At 49.9% G+C, this 17,212-nt stretch carries 18 protein-coding genes; 2 read left to right on the top strand and 16 right to left on the bottom strand.

Annotated elements, in window-relative coordinates; translation table 11 throughout:
• Positions 1-93 precede the first annotated feature (93 nt).
• Positions 94-1,029 carry a S1 RNA-binding domain-containing protein gene (locus tag HCR03_RS01815; protein WP_066643880.1) on the top strand — a complete coding sequence of 312 codons (936 nt, stop codon included), beginning with the start codon at positions 94-96 and terminating at the stop codon, positions 1,027-1,029.
• A 47-nt stretch (positions 1,030-1,076) separates the two neighbouring features.
• Here the strand turns inward: HCR03_RS01815 and HCR03_RS01810 are convergent, their stop codons facing one another.
• From HCR03_RS01810 to HCR03_RS01745, 14 genes are all read right to left on the bottom strand, one after another.
• Entirely contained in the window at positions 1,077-1,736 is a 660-nt protein-coding gene (locus tag HCR03_RS01810) for a hypothetical protein (protein WP_066643879.1), read from the bottom strand.
• Positions 1,736-2,773 carry an ATP--guanido phosphotransferase gene (locus HCR03_RS01805; RefSeq protein ID WP_187036412.1) on the bottom strand — a complete coding sequence of 346 codons (1,038 nt, stop codon included), beginning with the start codon at positions 2,771-2,773 and terminating at the stop codon, positions 1,736-1,738. The genes HCR03_RS01810 and HCR03_RS01805 overlap by 1 nt, the downstream gene beginning before the upstream one ends.
• Positions 2,770-3,264 (bottom strand): UvrB/UvrC motif-containing protein, encoded by a 495-nt coding sequence (locus tag HCR03_RS01800; protein ID WP_066643877.1) that lies wholly within the window; start codon positions 3,262-3,264, stop codon positions 2,770-2,772. The genes HCR03_RS01805 and HCR03_RS01800 overlap by 4 nt, the downstream gene beginning before the upstream one ends.
• 309 nt (positions 3,265-3,573) lie before the next feature.
• Positions 3,574-3,834 (bottom strand): TIGR03905 family TSCPD domain-containing protein, encoded by a 261-nt coding sequence (locus HCR03_RS01795; protein WP_066643876.1) that lies wholly within the window; start codon positions 3,832-3,834, stop codon positions 3,574-3,576.
• 25 nt (positions 3,835-3,859) lie between these two features.
• On the bottom strand, positions 3,860-4,693 hold the full coding sequence (locus HCR03_RS01790; RefSeq protein ID WP_066643875.1) for a PHP domain-containing protein: 834 nt from the start codon (positions 4,691-4,693) through the stop codon (positions 3,860-3,862).
• Positions 4,694-4,761: 68 nt separating this feature from the next.
• The gene (locus HCR03_RS01785) at positions 4,762-5,559 is read right to left on the bottom strand and encodes an ABC transporter permease subunit (RefSeq protein ID WP_066643874.1); all 798 of its coding nucleotides are present in this window, start codon (positions 5,557-5,559) and stop codon (positions 4,762-4,764) included.
• Complete coding sequence (locus tag HCR03_RS01780) at positions 5,556-6,473, bottom strand: ABC transporter ATP-binding protein (RefSeq protein WP_187036410.1); 918 nt, start codon at positions 6,471-6,473, stop codon at positions 5,556-5,558. The genes HCR03_RS01785 and HCR03_RS01780 overlap by 4 nt, the downstream gene beginning before the upstream one ends.
• 40 nt (positions 6,474-6,513) lie before the next feature.
• Entirely contained in the window at positions 6,514-7,956 is a 1,443-nt protein-coding gene (locus HCR03_RS01775; RefSeq protein ID WP_066643872.1) for a 4Fe-4S dicluster domain-containing protein, read from the bottom strand.
• A gap of 302 nt (positions 7,957-8,258) precedes the next feature.
• Positions 8,259-9,059: a hypothetical protein gene (locus HCR03_RS01770; protein ID WP_066643871.1), complete on the bottom strand. Its 801-nt coding sequence runs from the start codon at positions 9,057-9,059 to the stop codon at positions 8,259-8,261.
• Positions 9,053-9,751, bottom strand: coding sequence for an ABC transporter ATP-binding protein (locus HCR03_RS01765; RefSeq protein WP_066643870.1), 699 nt, complete (start codon positions 9,749-9,751; stop codon positions 9,053-9,055). Before HCR03_RS01765 ends, HCR03_RS01770 begins: the two co-directional genes overlap by 7 nt.
• A complete protein-coding gene (locus HCR03_RS01760; protein WP_066643869.1) occupies positions 9,744-10,121 on the bottom strand; it encodes a GntR family transcriptional regulator in 378 nt (125 codons plus the stop codon). The genes HCR03_RS01765 and HCR03_RS01760 overlap by 8 nt, the downstream gene beginning before the upstream one ends.
• A gap of 88 nt (positions 10,122-10,209) precedes the next feature.
• Entirely contained in the window at positions 10,210-10,935 is a 726-nt protein-coding gene (locus tag HCR03_RS01755) for an ABC transporter permease (protein WP_066643868.1), read from the bottom strand.
• Positions 10,928-11,851, bottom strand: a complete 924-nt coding sequence (locus HCR03_RS01750; protein ID WP_066643867.1) for an ABC transporter ATP-binding protein — start codon at positions 11,849-11,851, stop codon at positions 10,928-10,930. The genes HCR03_RS01755 and HCR03_RS01750 overlap by 8 nt, the downstream gene beginning before the upstream one ends.
• A gap of 171 nt (positions 11,852-12,022) precedes the next feature.
• Positions 12,023-12,610, bottom strand: coding sequence for a hydrolase (locus HCR03_RS01745; RefSeq protein WP_066643866.1), 588 nt, complete (start codon positions 12,608-12,610; stop codon positions 12,023-12,025).
• 138 nt (positions 12,611-12,748) lie between these two features.
• Here HCR03_RS01745 and HCR03_RS01740 point away from each other — a divergent pair, with 138 nt between their 5' ends.
• Positions 12,749-14,689: a fructose-1,6-bisphosphatase gene (locus HCR03_RS01740; RefSeq protein ID WP_187036407.1), complete on the top strand. Its 1,941-nt coding sequence runs from the start codon at positions 12,749-12,751 to the stop codon at positions 14,687-14,689.
• 55 nt (positions 14,690-14,744) lie between these two features.
• On the opposite strand, the gene HCR03_RS01735 is transcribed toward HCR03_RS01740, so the two are convergent.
• Positions 14,745-16,499: a HAMP domain-containing sensor histidine kinase gene (locus HCR03_RS01735; protein ID WP_228725059.1), complete on the bottom strand. Its 1,755-nt coding sequence runs from the start codon at positions 16,497-16,499 to the stop codon at positions 14,745-14,747.
• A gap of 18 nt (positions 16,500-16,517) precedes the next feature.
• Positions 16,518-17,210 carry a response regulator transcription factor gene (locus HCR03_RS01730; RefSeq protein WP_066643863.1) on the bottom strand — a complete coding sequence of 231 codons (693 nt, stop codon included), beginning with the start codon at positions 17,208-17,210 and terminating at the stop codon, positions 16,518-16,520.
• Between the last annotated feature and the right edge of the window lie 2 nt (positions 17,211-17,212).

The following is a 17,212-nucleotide window of genomic DNA, read 5'->3' as shown; positions in this document are numbered from 1 at the left end:
AATGAACTTTTTACATTTTAATAATTTTTTCATTACGTATTACCCATAAAAATATCGCATATAGATAAACGAAGATCAAAAGGAGGGAAGAAAATGTTTGAGTACTATCCGGAAGGTTGGTTGATTGACACACCCGAAAACCGCGCGGCAACCCAAAGTATTTCCGCGGTTAACGACGCCTGCCGGGATGGACAGATTTTGGAAGGACGCGCGCTGGTCTGCGACAGCTCGCACAATCTGCTGGTGGATTTGGGATGTATGAAGGGAATGATTCCGCGCGAAGAGGGAGCCCTCGGAATCCGCGAGGGCACAACGCGAGATATTGCTATTATTTCCAGGGTAAACCGCCCTGTCTGCTTTCTTGTGACGGGTTTTGAAAAAAAAACCGACGGCACCATTACTGCGATTCTCTCACGCCGTGCCGCACAGGAAAAATGCATGAAGGAACATATATCAAATCTGATTCCCGGAGACGTCATCGACGCCCGCATCACCCACCTTGAAAACTTCGGCGCCTTTGCCGATATCGGCTGCGGAATCGTCGCGCTGCTTCCGATTGATGCTATCTCCGTTTCGCGCATCGACCATCCTAGAGAACGCTTTACGGTGGGCATGGATATCCGTACCGTGATCAAATCCGCAGAAAGCAACCGTATCACCTTAAGCCACAAGGAGCTGTTGGGAACCTGGGAGGAAAACGTGGCGATGTTCTCAGCCGGCGAGACGGTCGCCGGAATCGTCCGTTCTGTGGAGCCCTACGGGATTTTCGTTGAGCTGTCACCCAACCTTGCCGGTCTTGCGGAGACAAAAGAGGATGTTTTTTCAGGGCAGCAGGCGAGTGTGTACATAAAGAGCATTCTTCCCGCACGGATGAAAGTAAAATTGGTGATTATCGATACGTTCGATTTTTCTTACCGACCGACCGCGCCAAAATATTTTTTCAGCGGAAATCATTTGGATCGTTTTGTCTATTCACCACCTGACAGTGAAAAGGAAATCGCAACGGATTTTAACACGCACAGCCCTTGAGGCTGACACAGCCAAGCAGGCTGCCCGATAACCGGGCAGCCTGCTTCTTATATTCCGGCACTTTTTCCCCGCATTTTAATAATCTGGGATTCAATCAGTTCCTGAAAGACTTTGTTTCTGTGAACATTGCCCGCAGAGTCTTTGTATTTAACCGGTTCATAATAAAGGCTGCTTCGTTGCTGAAGCAGAAAATTCAAAGCCTCTTTCCGTCCTCTGCTGATTGACAGCACCTCTGCAGCCTTTACGGCGATCATCGCGTTGTATGGGGCCAGATCATACGCATCCAAATATTTTGAATACGCCTCTTCCAACCGGCCTGTTTCCTCCAAAGCCTTGGCCAGGTCAATCAGCACACCGGCTCTTCTTGACTCCCCGTAATCCACCTGGATTCCTTCCACTATTTCAGCTCTTCCGGAAAGGGCGTCCCATCCTTCGCTGTCCAGATACCGAGTTGCAAATTGAATTGTCTGCCTGCAATAGCTTCCGCCAAGCCAGCTGTATGCCTTCTCGCACAGATACAGCTCACGCGGCTCAACCGGCTCTCCGCACAACTCAATAATTTTAAGAAGAAGCTGCTGCCTGTCGTTCAAGGAATCCCAGATGCTGCCGGCCTCCTTTTCAAGTTTCGGATCATGGGGAACAGACTCACCCAACAAATAAAACAATGCGGCCGCGAGTTCCGGATTTACAGTATCACCAAACCCCATTAGGAATCCTCCATTCCTTGTTTCAGCGCATCGCGCACTTTACATGCGCGATGCTTTTGACGTTCTTCCTCGGTCATTGCCCCGCCGCTTTCAAAAGTCAAAGTCGCCGGTTGGACTCTATAAATCAATGTATCCATATCGCAGACGGAAATACCTCCGACCAGTCCGGATGTAATCCCAAACCGAACCGCGCTGGCCCGCTCCAGAAATTCGTCAAATGACAAAAGTCTAGCGTTTTGAAGGACGCCCAGATTTCGCAGCACCGTGTCCTGTACGGAAACCTGATGAATCAGGTCCTCCCTCATTTTTCGTTCGCGGGAGATGATTTGATTCGCCATGCTGGAAAGATTTGTAAGGGCCTCCTGCTCCGAAAGGCCCATTGTAACCTGATTGGAAAGGCGAAAAAAAGCCCCGCGGGGATTTGATTCCGAACCGTAAACGCTGCGAAGGGTCAGCCCCAGTTTCGCAAGATTTTGGGCGATTCTTCCCACTGATCCGGATTCCAGCAAAGCGGGAAGATGAAGCCGCAGGGATGCGATCATTCCGGTTCCAAGGTGAAACGGATTCTGCGTTAAATACCCAAGCTGGCGGTCAAAGGCAAAGGACAAATTCCTGTCGAGAAACGTGTCCAGCCCATCCGCTTTAGAGTAGGCTTCCTGAAGCTGTAAACCTGCTGCTTTCGACAGAATCGTCAGATGGTCGTCCCCGTTGACAGCGGCGGAAAGAGATTCATCCTGCGCTGTAATTAAACCGCAGCCAACCCGGTCCGTTACTGTCTCCGCATTGATTAAGCCGGCTTCCGCCAAAGAAACCGCGTGCACACTGGGAACAGTCTCAAGAGAAATTTTTGTAAAGCGTCCGTATTCCGTACCATCCGCTTTCAGCAGCGTCTCCCGAACTTTATCCCAGACAAAACGGCGGTCGGACATGCTCATTCTAGACGGAAACGGCACACCCTCCAGATTACGCGCAAGACTGATAAAAGTCCCCGATGAAACGTCGGCGTCCTGCGCTGCCGCTTCATACCACTTTTTCATTTTTCGCCTTCCTCCATTTCGTGAATCCGGTCGCGCAGAACCGCCGCCTGTTCAAAATCCTCGCTTTGAATTGCTTCGCGAAGACGTTGGTGCATCACGCTAAGCTGCGCTTTGGGCGCTACCTGCGGCAAATCTCCCCCTCCCGCCGTCTTACCCCGATGGGAAACGCTGCCGTGAATTCTTCGGATAAAAGGCGCAAGCCGGGCGGCGAACGTTCTGTAACATTGAGCACAGCCGACTTTTCCGCTGCGTAATATATCTTGAAAAGACGCGCCGCAGCAGCGGCATCGCAGCGCTTCGCTTTCGTTTGGCTCGCCGGGGAAAAAATCGTTTAAAACGCCGTCATTTTCAAAGCCCAAGACAAACAGCAGGTTGGCATAGCCCAATTCGCGGGCACATTCCGCGCAGAGCGCGCATTCCACCGGTTCCCCGTCGACAATCGCTTTGACTCGAATCACGGACGGATTTCGCCCGCAGGACTCACACAACATGATTAATCACCCCCACTGCCTTATTCCGGCCCCAATTTTTTAAATGTCCATCGCAAGAAAACTTGTAACACGATTTGTTCGGTTGCAATATTATATACTGTAAACCGAAAGGAGGAAATTAATAATGTGTAACAATGGTTTCTTTGGCTGCGGTAACAATAGTTGCACCTGGGTTATCATCCTGCTCATCATCTGGGTCTGCTGTGCCGGCGGTGGAAGCTGCGGCGGATGCGGCTGTGGCGACAATTGCGGCGGCTGCGGTTGCTAAGTACAAAAAAGGGCTGCGATCATTGATCCGCAGCCCTCAGCTTATGTTTCCGGATTTTTCTCTCTGGCCAGCGTGAGGGCTTTTGCCAGCTGATCGGGGCAGGAAGTCGGTTTCAGACCGCAGCGGATTCCCTGAAGGAGTCGAATAACGTCCTCGGCCTTTTGGCCCTGAACCAAAGCACAGATTCCCTGCAGGTTTCCGCTGCAGCCTCCGGTTATTTTAACGGAACGGATCGTATCTCCGTCCAGATCAATCATCATTTCGGTGGAACAGGTTCCTCTTGTTTTATATCTGTATTGCAACGTTTTCTCTCCTTACATGGTTAACTTACAAGCTTGCCCCGATTTTCATCAGCTTTTCAAGCTGGTCGTCCGGAGTCACGCAGGTGCCGAGCGGCTGTGCTTCTTTTTTGTACATCCCGTGAAAATCGGTTCCGCCGGTCATAATCAAATCGTATTTGCGCGCGATTTCCATGAACAGCTGTTCGTCGCCCTTCCTGTTTCCGGGGTGCCAGACTTCCACCCCATCAATTTCGTGATCCCGGGCAAGCTGTTCCAAAAGCTCGTAGCTGTCGTACTCGCCAGGATGGGCCAGAACAGCGATTCCCTCCGCCTCGTGAATCCTTTTGATGACATCGTGCACTTCCGGGTAACGAACCGGTACATAGGCAAGACCATTTTGCGGACTGAACAAACGGCTGTAAACCGCACCGTAAATTTCACCCGCAAAACCGGCATCCATCAGCGCATGCATAATATGCTGCTTGTAAACCGCCGTGCTCCCTTTTGCGCGGCGCATCACCATCTCCTGTGAAATGGGGTAAATTTCTGTGACCCGGCGCAGCATGGCCGCGGCCGCGCGGCCGCGCTCCTCCCTCATCTGCTTGCACAGGCATTCCAGGCGGTCCGGACGCTTGCAAAAGTAACAAAGAATATGCGCCCTGCGGCCTGTGGAAGGATCCGTCGAAGAAAATTCCGCTCCCGGAATCACCGTAACCCCATGACGCTTTCCGATCACGCCGGCCCGAACCGAACCGGAAAAGGTGTCGTGATCCGTTACGGAAATCACCGGAATCCCGCTTCTTTCCGCCATTAATACAATCTCGTCGATTCCCGCCGAACCATCGGACATTTTTGTGTGACAGTGCAAATCCGCAGCCAACCTTCTTTACTCCCTTTCGAATTTCCTAAAGATACCTTTATTATAATCCGAAATTTTGATTCAGGCAACTAACGCAGCAGTTTTTCAGGAGTAAACAGGCGGGCCGTAAGGAACCAGATCAAAAAATCAACCGCAAGCAGGACGCAGGATATCAAAAGCAGCAGCTCCGCGCCGACCTGATACAAACCGGTAAACTGCCCCGTAAACAGCAGCACGATGGGAAGAACAAGATAGGCGGAGGTCTGAACCGATTCCGTATAACTTTTACTTTTCGCAGATGTCAGGACCATAAACACAACGCCGAAAATCATAACCGCCGGAGAAAGCAGAAAAACAAGGACGAGCCAGTTCCAGTTGAAATAGAACGGCATGGATAGCATAAGGTCTCCAACGGCAATGACAATGGAAAAAAGGACAAACGAGGCGCAGGTTCCAACGGCGGAAAGAAGAACGCACCCAAGCACTTTCGCTTTCAATATTTTCCGGATGCCCAGCGGGGTAAGCAGAAGAGTTTCCAAAGTGCCGTGCTCCTTTTCACCAACAAAGCTGTACGCCGCGGACACGCTGGACGATATCAGAGGAATCATCAAAAAAAACATCGGGCAGATCATATTCGTCATCAAATAAAACATGCCCTGGCGTTCGTCCATTCCGGATGCCTGTGCGTGCAGAAGCAGAAGCATTTGTTCTACCCCGTTCATTCTGGTCATCGGGACATTCAGAAAGAAGATCAGAAAGACGACTGGCAACAGTAAAACCATAACCAGCGGAACAAGGATGAGGATGCTCCGCGACGTTTTATTATCCCAGATATCCTCAAAATCTTTAAAGGCCAGCGCTTTTTCGGCAGGAGACAAAATTTTCACTTTCCGTTCCCCCTCAGCTCCACGAATCTGGAATAGATGTCCTCCAGGGACGGACGAACCAGCTTCGCTTCAAAGATCTCATTGCCGGAAGAAACCAGGCCGCTTATTAGCTTCGGCATTTCTTCCTCATCGGCAATGTCCCTGCCCCACGATTCATCGTCCAGCCGTTGCAGCTCGTCCGGGATCTTGCCCTCGCGCAGCCGAAATCGTGCCTGAAGAGAAAGCCCGACTTCGCGGCTGAGGGACTCCAGATCGCCGCATGCAAGCATTTTACCCCGGCTGACAATTCCAAAGCTGTCGCACAGCTCCTGCGCATCGCGAAGCTGATGCGTACAAAGAAAAACCGTTACGCCCTCCCGACGGGCAAGGTCCAGTATCATCGAGTTAACATGAAGCACCGATTCGCGGTCGAGTCCGTTTGTCGGTTCATCCAGAAGGAGCAGTTTCGGTTTGGCAATCATGGCTCGGGCCAGCGACAGGCGCTGAACCATTCCCGTGGAATCATCCGCAAGTTTTTTGTCGCGCGAATCCCACAAATCCAGACTTTTCAATAATATTTCCGCCCGCTGCCTGCTTTCTCTTCGTTCCAACCCCTGAGCCTGTCCGAAAAACATCATGTTTTCCATACCGGTCAGCCGGCCGTACATTCTGGCGGTCTCGGTTACGATTCCGCAGACGCGGTGCAGCTCCGAAGGTTTCTTTTCCGGCTGAATTCCAAGCACGGTACAAGACCCTTCCGTTGGCTTCAAAAGTCCCGACAGAAGTTTTATCGTTGTGGTTTTACCCGCCCCGTTTGGGCCGAGAAAGCCAAAGACGGCACCGGTTGGAATCTCCAGTGAAAGATCATGGAGTGCATAAACGGCGCCGTCGTAGGATTTACCCAGTTTTTGCGTATGAATCGCAATCTCACTCATCCGGAATCACCTCAGTATGAGGATATCACATTTACAGCAATTATTCCATTTTAATCCGTGAGAAATCATGTTTTACCTTAATATTTTCCGAAATCGAGCGGCTGTCCGCCTTCGCCAGGATCGCCGTCCGGTTTTTCCGGATCTTCATTGGGGCTTCAATCCCGGCGGGACCCGCAATACAACCTCCTTCACAGGCCATTCCCTCCACGAAATTTTCCGGAAGGCGGCCCGCGTTCAAAATTGCGAGAGTTTTTTTGCATTCCTGAATGCCGTTGCATGTTACGCAGGAAAACGGTAAATCGATTCCTTCTTCCTGAAAGACCTGGCCGACGGCGCCGGACACTCCGCCGCTTTGTGCGAACCCTTTTCCCGCGCGGCTGCCGTCCTGCTCCGATTCCTGCTCCGATTCCACATCGATGTCGCGGGCCGTAAACATAGCTGCCAATTCTTCAAACGTGAGGACATAGTCCGCCGTATCTGGAACCTTTTGTATTTCATTTTTCTTTGCGACGCACGGCCCGACAAACACAACTTTCGTCTGCGGATCCTGAAGCCGCAGATAGCGGGCGGCAGCCGTCATGGGCGATATGGTATGAGAAACGACTCCCTTCAGCTTGGGATAATGCTTCTCAATCAGCTCGACAAACGCGGGGCAGCAAGACGTGGTCATTTTTCTTCCCGCTTCCAAAGCCTCTTTCAATTCCCGGGCTTCGTGTTCCGCGACGGCGTCAGCGCCAAGGGAAACCTCCAGCGCGTCCGCAAAGCCCAGTTTTCTCAGGGCGCTTTTCAGCATACCCGCGGTTGCCGTGCCGAAATGGCCTTCCGCGGCCGGCGCGAAACAGGCTACGACCTTCACGCCGCTTTTTATTGCCTCGATGATCTGAACAATCTGGGACCTGTCGGTAATGGCGCCGAAAGGGCAGTTCTTCATGCAAGCCCCGCAGCTGATGCAGCGGGAGTAATCAATGACGGACCTTTTATACTGATCCTTGCCGATCGCGCTGACCGGGCAGGAGCGAACGCAGGGGCGCATGGTGTCCGAAATGGCGTTATAGGGGCATGCCGCGGCACAACGCCCGCATTCCCTGCATTTTTGAGGATCAATATACGCTCCTTTCGGGGTGATGGAAATTGCGCCGAAGGGACAGGCTTCGCGGCATTTCTGAGCCAGGCAGTGCTGGCAGTTATCCGTAACGCGGAACCTGCTGATCGGGCATCCTTCACAAGCAGCCGGCAGAATGCCGATAATGTTCAGTTCCCCCTGGCCCGGCAGATTGCCGCCCCGGGCTGAAACCATGCGTTCCCTGATAATTTCCCTTTCCCGGTAAACACAGCAGCGGAATGTCGGAAGAGGTCCCGGAATAATATCGTACGGCATCTCCTCCAGATGATCTTCCAGAGTACCTTCATAGGTGTATCGGGCAACTCTTGTCAAGACCTCGAATTTCAGCTGTTTGGCTTCATTATCGTACTCGAATTTCATAGATTCCCTCATTCAAATTTGTAATCGGCATACAGTGTTAAAATTTTAACATTTATTTTTTTTATTATAACATCCCACCGCTTTTTTTACAAGTGTTCACTTTGTGAAATCGAAGTCCGAATGATCAGGTTTTTTATGGATTATTCCGGAAGTATCCGGATGTGGAACATTTTGATTTTATATGCCGGAAAGCACTTCGCATCGTCGGATCTTTTCCTTTCAAATCACGTTAAAAATGGCCCGGCCTAAGCCGGACCATCCGTTCGCAGCTATTAACGTTAATTTCGGTGATGCGGCACTTGTTACTCCAGATTCAGCTTTCTGGTCAGCATCCAGTTTGTAAAGAAATAAAAGGCTACGCCGAAAACCGCCGTATACAGAATCATGACCAATAAGGCAACCTCAGCGGGTTCCGCCGGAAACAGGTTATTTGAATAATGGAACGACTGAAAGTATTCTTCAATCTGACGGTTAAACCCGCTGAAAAGCAAAGATGTGACGATCTGCTCAACAATGCCAAATCCAAGGTATGCGCCGATGCCGGCCAGCAATTTATGGCGCCCCGCAAGGTTTCCCACGACGATCGCCGCGTAAATCTCGACGATGTTTGACAGAAAGCCGAGAATGATCAGTATAATTATTTCAATTGCGATCAGATGCGCGGACAGACCGTATTGCCGATAGACTTCCGCAAGGTCGGCGCACATGCGGCTGAACTGGGTCAGCACCTCCGGGTTTACCACCATAATAAAAACGGAGACAGCGGAAACGATAATGCTCAGAGCAGACCAGATTAATGTGACAATCATTTTCGAGTCGATATGGTAATGGGCCTTCACAGGCAAAGTGAACGACAGGTACCCTTCGTCCCCGAGAAGATTTTTATTGAAACGCTGGATCGTGACAACCAGCGTAATGACAAAAGCCGCCACAATCAGCATAATATAAACGGACATTGAAATCATGCGGGGAATTTCAAAATTGTCAATGCTCTGATTCCAGAACAACTTGTTAATAATGGCCAGAACAAGAATCAATCCATAAATCGGGAGAAATGTTCGTGCGGTCGCTTTAAATTCATATTTCAGAAGTTTGCCTAACATTTGAACACCTCCCTGAAAAGCGAATCGACACTCTTTCCCTCTTTCTCCCTGATATCGTCAACGGTGGAAGTCAGAACAATGTTGCCCATATTGATGAAGATAACATCATCCAGAACCTTCTCCACATCGGTAATCAGGTGGGTCGAAATGAGGACCGTGGCGTTTTCACTGTAATTGCCGATTATCGTGTCAAGAATATAATCACGCGCGGCGGGGTCGACGCCGCCGATCGGTTCATCGAGAATATAAAGCTGGGCTTCCCGGCTCATCACAAGAATCAGCTGAACCTTCTCTTTGGTTCCCTTCGACATCGTCTTCAAACGGTCACCCGGATTGATGTGAAGCCTTTGCAGCATATCGTAAGCTTTTGACTTGTTAAAATTTTCATAAAAATCGCCGAAATAATCGATCATGGTCTGAACGCTCATCCAGTCATTGAGATAAGTGCGCTCCGGCAAGTAAGATACAATTTTTTTCGTCTCAACGCCGGGGGCCATACCCCCAACCAAAATCTGCCCGGCATTTGGGGTTAACAGTCCGTTGGCAAGTTTAATCAACGTGCTCTTTCCGCTTCCGTTCGGGCCAAGCAGGCCGACGATTCTCCCCTTCGGAACCGTCAGGTTAACGGAATTGAGCGCAAGGCACCCCGGAAAATATTTTACCAGGCTGCGACACTCGAGTATGCTATCCATTCTGCCCTTCCTCCTTAATCATTCGGTTCAACAGGCTTACGGTCTGTTCTCTGTCGAACCCAAGACGATTCATCTTCTGTATAAAGTCATTGATCAGATCCGCCGCAAGATCATTTTTCGTCTGCATAATTCTTTGAACATCCTCCGTTACAAAACGTCCGCTTGTGCGCTGCGAATATAGAAGCCCGTCGCTTTCCAGCTTTGAGAGCGCTCTCTGCATCGTATTCGGATTTACCGAAGCTTCGGCAGCCATGTCGCGAACGGACGGTAGTTTGCATCCGGCCGCATAGATTCCTGAAACCACCATTAATTGAATTTGTTCAACCAGTTGGGAATAAATCGGTCTGTCGGATTTTAAATCCCATGCCATTTTCTCACCTCCGAATGAACCATTGTACTAATACATTAATACAGTTATACAATACTTTTCCGCTTCTGTCAAGAGCAAATCGCGGGTTTTAGCAAATATCTTTTTTTCTGAAAAACACCGCGCCCAAAATGATAAAGAAAATTGCTGTAATAATAAAAACCAGGGAAGAATCCAGCATTTGCCGATTGGTTCCCGCCGCAAGCATACTGAACTGCGGCATCAGCAAATATTTGCTCAGGTTGGAAAGGTGAACAAGCTTCAAAAGAAGCTGTGGCAGAAAGATAACCGCGTAAAAGGCAAATACAAACAGCGAATTTTTTTGAAGTATCATCGCAAAAAACGCAGCGATTGGAATCGCAGCCGCGTACCCGATGCAGCTAACGCCTACCCTGCTGAAAAAATCAGCCGTGAACGCCGTTGTGAAAGAAGGATCGATTTTTAAAAAAATCAGGGAGCTTCCGCAATATGTGCCGAGAGCGACGATTCCGACCAAAACGCCAAGAATCGTCGACACGGCAATTTGGGAGCAATACAGTTTGGTGCGGTTCATTCCATAGGAAATAGTATTTTTAAGCGTATGCTCTTTATAGTCCTCTGCACTGACCAGATCGATCAGGATCGGCATCAAAAGGACAGGCCAGGATAAAAAATACAATAAAACGATCATCCATGAATCATAAACTGAATTCGTGGAAGAAACCTTTGACAGCGAAAAATTTACAAAAAAAGCGAGGACAGCCATGCCGGCCAGTAAAAGGTAAAAGAACGGACGGTGAAACACTTTGTAAAGATCCGCGCGCATCTGTTTAAGCAATTTGTTTTCCTCCAATCAAATCAATAAAATAGTTTTCCAGATTGGCTCCGGTGCGATAAGCCTGTGACACCAAAATTCCGGATTCCACCAAAGCTTTTACCACAAACTCCGGCCGATCCAGGCCTTCAGAAAGCAGGAGAGTGGTCTCATCCAAAATCTCGATTTGCTTCATGGAGAAACGATCCGTCAGAACAGCCGCCGCTTTTGCGGAATTATCCACTTCCAGCTTCAGAGTAACGCGGCATTTCATTTCAAGCTCTTCTGCGGTCAGGCATTCCACCAAACGTCCGCCGCTGATAAACCCGTACCGTGTCGCGATCTGAGACAGTTCTCCCAAAATATGACTGGAAACCAGGATGGTCGTTTCTTTTTCATGATTCAGCTTCAATAAAATTTCACGGAATTCGCGGATTCCCACCGGATCCAAGCCGTTGATCGGTTCATCCAATACTAAAAAGTCAGGGTCGTTTAAAATTGCGAGTGCAAGACCTAAACGCTGTTTCATTCCAAGGGAAAAGCTCTTGAATTTCTTATTGCCGACCGTGTCCAGTCCTACGAAATGCAAAGCCTCTTCCACGCAGTTTTTTTTGCCGATACCCCGCTGAATTCTGTAATACTCCAGGTTTTGACATGCCGAAAGATAGGGGTAAAATCCGGGTGTTTCAATAATGCTGCCGATGCGCCTGCGCGCGCGTCCCAGCTCTTTCGTACCGGAGTATCCGAACAGCTCCATCGAGCCTGAGGTCGGCGGGGTAAGGCCGCAGATCATTTTGAGCAGCGTTGTCTTACCCGCTCCGTTCTGTCCTACCAGTGCAAAGATATCGCCTTTTTTTAATTCAACGTTCATGTCGTCGACAGCTGTAAAAGCGCCAAACCGCCGTACAAGCGACCGTGACTGAAATACAATTTCTTTCATGCTTTCTTCTCCTTGTATTATTGTATTAAGTGTATAGTACAATAATACAGCATATTTTCGATTTGTCAATACATTTTTTATCTTTTCATGTTATAATAGTACCGTTAATCAGCATAGAAAAGATAAAAAAGCCGCCGAAAAATCGGCGGCTGAAAAATACGGACGAAGCAGTCATTTGCGGTGAATTGCGGAAGTACCCTTCTCCCGCAGATATGTACTCTCAAGATCGGACAAGTGAAGCTTGACGGCAATCGGATATTTTTCATAGGCCTGACTGATTGCAAAGCTTCCGCCTTTCGCCGAATCGTCAAATCCGCCCATATGCCAGCGAATCGCGATGGCCTCGGAGGTTTTCAGCCGTAAAAAACGTTCGATTAAGAAGACTGATTTTTCCCCGTGCCCATAGGGGTAGCTGTCTTCTATTGAGTAATAGGGACGTTTTTCCCATGCCCCGGTTTCCTCGTTTTTCACGTTTCTGGTACCTTTTTTATAAAACTGGGCCTTGCATACGTCATGAAGCAGAGCGCAGATCGCAAAGCTTTCTTCGTTGTCCGCCGCGGGGTCAAAATGCTTTTCCATCATCACGCGGTAAACGCTTACGCTGTGCTGCACAAGGCCGCCCAGACAGGCGCAATGGAACTTCGTGCTGGCAGGTGCCGTGAAAAAATCCGTGGAATTCAGCCAGGAAAGAAGCTCCGCCGCACCGTCCCTCTTAATTTTTTCTAAATAAATCGCTTCGAATTCTTCTTTATATCCCAAATCATTAGCGCCTCCCGGTTTGTATTATCTCAAGTATAGCATACTTTCCTTTGTTTTCACAGTGCAAAACAGTGCCCGTAATGTTTCTTTTCCAGTACGGAATAAAGAAGCCGAGAAAAATGAATGGGAGAGAATCAGATGACTGATGAACATTATTTAAAGCTGCTTGCCAAAAAATACCCGGACGCCGAAGCGGCCGCTTCTGAAATTATCAATCTTCGCGCGATCATGAGCCTTCCGAAAGGAACCGAATATTTTTTCAGCGACCTGCACGGTGAACACGCGGCATTCCTGTTTCAATTAAAAAGCGCTTCCGGCGTCGTCAGAAAAAAAATTGACGAATTATTTGAGCAGTCAATTTCCGAGGAGGAACGCACGGCGCTTGCCAAGCTGATTTATTATCCGGAACCGGAACTTGCCCGCGCCGCGAGACGCGAATCAGGATTTGACGACTGGTGCCGCATCACGATCTACCGGCTGGTGGAAGTCTGCAAAGAAGCGGCGTCAAAATACACGCGTTCCAAGGTTCGAAAAAAGCTTCCGGAACACTTTGCCTATATTATTGACGAGCTTCTGCACGCGGACGGCGGCAAAAACAAGCCGCATTATTACAGTGAAATCATCAAGTCGATTGTGCAGACGGGCATGAGTGTGGAGTTTATTACCGCTTTATGCAATCTCATCCAGCAGCTTTTGATCGACAGGCTGCATATCATCGGCGATATTTATGACCGCGGTCCCCGCCCTGATTCCATTCTGGACGCGCTCGGAGATTTTCGCGACATTGACATTCAGTGGGGCAATCACGATATCTCGTGGATGGGAGCCGCCTCCGGCAACCGAGCGCTGATGGCGAACGTTGTCCGGCTGGGAATCAGCTACAATACGTTTGACCTTCTGGAGGATGGATACGGGATTAATCTGAGACCTCTCTCCGCTTTCGCAGAACGTGTTTACCGAGACGACCCGTGCGAATATTTTACCCCGCATATTCTGGACGAAAATCTCTACGATCCCGTCGATCTTCCTCTTGCGGCCAAAATGCACAAGGCAATCGCCGTCATCCAGTTTAAACTGGAGGGGCAGCTGATTGAAAAGCATCCGGAATATAAAATGAGCAGCCGTCTTCTTTTAAAGCAGATTGATTTTGAAAACGGCATAATCCATCTCGACGGAACCGTTTACCCGCTTCGGGATAAATCGTTCCCCACGGTCGACCCCAAAAACCCATTGGAATTGACCAAAGAGGAAAAAGAACTGATGAAGGCGATCACCTATTCGTTTCGTCACAGCGAGCGCCTTCAAAAGCACATTCGCTTTCTTTATTCGCACGGCAGCATGTATCTGCGCATGAATTCAAACCTCCTCTATCACGGTTGCATCCCCATGACTCAAGACGGCGAATTTGACACGGTAGGACTTGGCGGCCGAAAAAGAAAAGGCAGGGAGCTTCTGGAATATCTCGACTCCGTGGTCAGAGAGGCCTATTTTGCCCCGGATGGCACCCCGGAACGAGAAAACGCGCAGGATATGATGTGGTACCTGTGGTGTGGAGTCAAATCCCCGTTGTTTGGAAAGAGTAAAATGTCCACTTTTGAAAGATACTTTATTGAGGCCCCGGCAACCCATGAGGAAAAAATGAATCCGTATTATCATTTTATCGAGCAGCGCGAACCATGTGAAAAAATACTGCGGGAATTTGGTCTCGATCCTGCCGACTCGCATATTATAAACGGCCATGTACCGGTAAAACTGAAGCAGGGCGAAAATCCGGTCAAGGGCGGAGGGCGATTGTTTATGATCGACGGCGGCATTTCGAAGTCCTACCAGAAGCAGACGGGGATCGGCGGTTATACTTTTATTGCGAATTCCCGTTATTTGGCTCTTGCCGAGCATCAGCCCTTAAAACCGGGTACTCTTTACGGGGAGGATTCGCCGAAGGTGATGGTTGTGGAAGCTATTAAACAGCGCGTCACGGTCGCGGATACCGACACGGGAGTCGAATTGAATTCTCAGATTCAGGAGCTTTCCGCGCTTCTTCAATCGTATCGCAACGGTGTCATCAAAGAAAATACATAGAAAAGGGAGGGAACAGCGGCCGGCCGCTGTTCCCTCCCTTTTTTAGATTTCAGTCTCATATCGTCTTTAAAGCGCTTTTCTCCGACCCATCCTGCGCAAGAGGAAGTCTGACGGTAAAGGTGCTTCCTTTTCCCGCCTGACTTTCCACGCCCACTTCTCCGCCATACAAAACGGCCAGGTGCTTCACAATGGAAAGGCCGAGGCCTGTTCCGCCAATTTCCCGGGATCTGCTGGCATCCACACGGTAAAAGCGTTCAAACAGCCTTCCAAAATGCTCCGGCGCAATTCCGATTCCGGTGTCTTTCACGCGAATGACCGCTGTTTTTCTCTGCCGCACACCAATAATATCGACCCGTCCGTCCGGGCGATTATATTTAATGGCGTTTTCGATCAAATTGCCGATGAGCTGCTCCAGTCTGGTCGGTGAACAGGATACAATCAGAGAAGGATCCACCTGAATCTGAACTGCAATTCCGGATTTCTCCGCGACCGGCCTTAAACGTGAAACACATTTTTCAACTGCGTTCGCCACCACGCACGGGCGGGCCGACGGATCTTCCTTCGCGTTTTCAATCTGTGATAAAACCAGCATATCGTCAATCAGGTGCTGCAGCCGTTCCGCTTCAATATCCAGAACGTCATAAAAGTAAAGACGCGTTTTTTCATCCCGGTTTGTACTTTTCAAGAGCTCGATGCTGCCGCGGATCGAAGTCAGCGGAGTTTTCAGTTCGTGCGTGACATTTGCGACGAATTCGCTCCTCAGGCGCTCCAGCTTACGGATTCTGGTTTCATCCGTAATTACCGCCAGCGCGGCGGCATCTCTCTGCCCCGGAATCACCGCCGTATAAACGGAATACTGCTTTCCGTCCTCGGTCTCAATATTCTGCTTGTCGAAGGAGTCGCCTTGAAGGGCCGCTTTCATTCTTTCGGCGATCCGGTTAATCAGCAGGCTGCCCTCCAGCTTTCTTCCCGCGGATATGGAGGGGTTTTTAAGCAACCGGCCCGCGCTCTGGTTCATGAACAGAATCATACCATCCTTCGAGGCGGCGATCACCCCGTCGTTCATTCCCTGAAGCACGCCTTCCAGCTGTTTTTGCTGGCTTTTCAGCTGTGCAACCGCGTTCTCCGTACTCTCCGCCATCCGGTTAAAGGAGAGGGCAAGTTCCCCCACCTCATCCCGGAAACTGCCGTCCACCCGGCAGGAGTAGTCCCCGCCGGAAATCTGTTTTGCAGCCGCCGAAAGCTTTTGAAGCGGTTCCGTCACCCGGTATACCAAATATCCCGTCAGAGCGCAAACCACCGCGATTCCCAGCAGCATGCTGAGCAGCGCCGTCATCCACAGGCGTTTCAGTGCGGCATCCAGCTCGGCCGTCGGCAGCGCCGCCCGCAGATAAAAGTCGCCCGGAAGATAAATTGCCTCATAATAATACCGCTGCTGAACACTTGCGCTCATTCTGGTATCGTATCCCCTGCCACTGTGCAGAGCCGCTTGGATTTCCGGCCTTGTTAAGTGGTTCTGGTCAATTTCTTCCTTTGCACTGTCTCCTACTACTTTCCCCGACGGATCGATAATGCTGATCCGAATCTGCTGTCCGGACTGAGAAAGCTCTTTGCCGACATTCTCCGCAACAGTTTTTGGGTTTTGCAAAATATCTTCTTTCCGCGTCTGAAGAATTGCAAGGGCGGTGTCCAGACGGTTTGTAAATTCCATACGGTACTGCGCTTGTATCTTCATACCCGCAATGGCAAATGCTACCGTGAATCCGATAATCACGATGACCGCGTTAATTGCAATCAGCCTTTTTTTCAATTTGCGGCCCCCTTCCGGTCAATCCTCGGAAAATCGGTACCCGACTCCCCGGACTGTCTGAATACAAACGGGAGAGTCCGGGTCTTCCTCTATTTTCTGGCGCAGATAGCGCACATGAACATCGACCGTTCGGGTATCCCCGAAATATTCCACGCCCCAGACCTTGTCCAGAAGGGAATCGCGCGTCATCACTCTGCCCCGATTTTTCATCAGCATGACCAAAAGGTCAAATTCCTTCGCGGTCAGGTCGATCGGCCTGCCGTCGCGTGAAACCTGATGACGCAGTACGTCCACAACAAGAGAACCGTGGCGAAAGACTTCATCCCGCGGTTCTTCCCTGCGGCCGGTTCGGCGCAAAACCGCCTTGACGCGAGCGCAGAGTTCTTTTATACTGAACGGTTTCACGATATAATCATCCGCACCGATTTCAAGCCCGAGCACCCGGTCGATTTCCTCTCCTCTTGCCGTCAGCATTAAAATCGGAACGGAATGAGTTTCCTCGTTTTCCCGCAAAATGCGGCAAACCGTCAATCCGTCCGGCTGCGGCATCATCCAATCCAGAACAATCGCATCCGGACGTTTTCTCCTTACCTCGTTCAGTAGGGAGGTCCCGTCCGCAAACTCTTCCGTTTCAAATCCGCTGTCCTTCAGGCCGATTGAAACAATGTTTCTGATATTTGGTTCATCGTCGGCAACATAAATCAGCGACATAG

The organism is Caproicibacter fermentans (assembly GCF_014303955.1).
Classification (GTDB): Bacteria; Bacillota; Clostridia; order Oscillospirales; family Acutalibacteraceae; genus Caproicibacter; species Caproicibacter fermentans.
Note: the sequence above shows the minus strand (reverse complement) of the source record. Positions and strands in the feature narration are given on the sequence as shown.

Coding starts and splice junctions, on each gene's coding strand:
- HCR03_RS01815 (WP_066643880.1), top strand. CDS start 94: ATGTTTGAGTACTATCCGGAAGGTTGGTTGATTGACACACCCGAAAAC.
- HCR03_RS01810 (WP_066643879.1), bottom strand. CDS start 1,736: ATGGGGTTTGGTGATACTGTAAATCCGGAACTCGCGGCCGCATTGTTT.
- HCR03_RS01805 (WP_187036412.1), bottom strand. CDS start 2,773: ATGAAAAAGTGGTATGAAGCGGCAGCGCAGGACGCCGACGTTTCATCG.
- HCR03_RS01800 (WP_066643877.1), bottom strand. CDS start 3,264: ATGTTGTGTGAGTCCTGCGGGCGAAATCCGTCCGTGATTCGAGTCAAA.
- HCR03_RS01780 (WP_187036410.1), bottom strand. CDS start 6,473: ATGAGTGAGATTGCGATTCATACGCAAAAACTGGGTAAATCCTACGAC.
- HCR03_RS01775 (WP_066643872.1), bottom strand. CDS start 7,956: ATGAAATTCGAGTACGATAATGAAGCCAAACAGCTGAAATTCGAGGTC.
- HCR03_RS01770 (WP_066643871.1), bottom strand. CDS start 9,059: ATGTTAGGCAAACTTCTGAAATATGAATTTAAAGCGACCGCACGAACA.
- HCR03_RS01765 (WP_066643870.1), bottom strand. CDS start 9,751: ATGGATAGCATACTCGAGTGTCGCAGCCTGGTAAAATATTTTCCGGGG.
- HCR03_RS01760 (WP_066643869.1), bottom strand. CDS start 10,121: ATGGCATGGGATTTAAAATCCGACAGACCGATTTATTCCCAACTGGTT.
- HCR03_RS01750 (WP_066643867.1), bottom strand. CDS start 11,851: ATGAAAGAAATTGTATTTCAGTCACGGTCGCTTGTACGGCGGTTTGGC.
- HCR03_RS01740 (WP_187036407.1), top strand. CDS start 12,749: ATGACTGATGAACATTATTTAAAGCTGCTTGCCAAAAAATACCCGGAC.
- HCR03_RS01730 (WP_066643863.1), bottom strand. CDS start 17,210: ATGTCGCTGATTTATGTTGCCGACGATGAACCAAATATCAGAAACATT.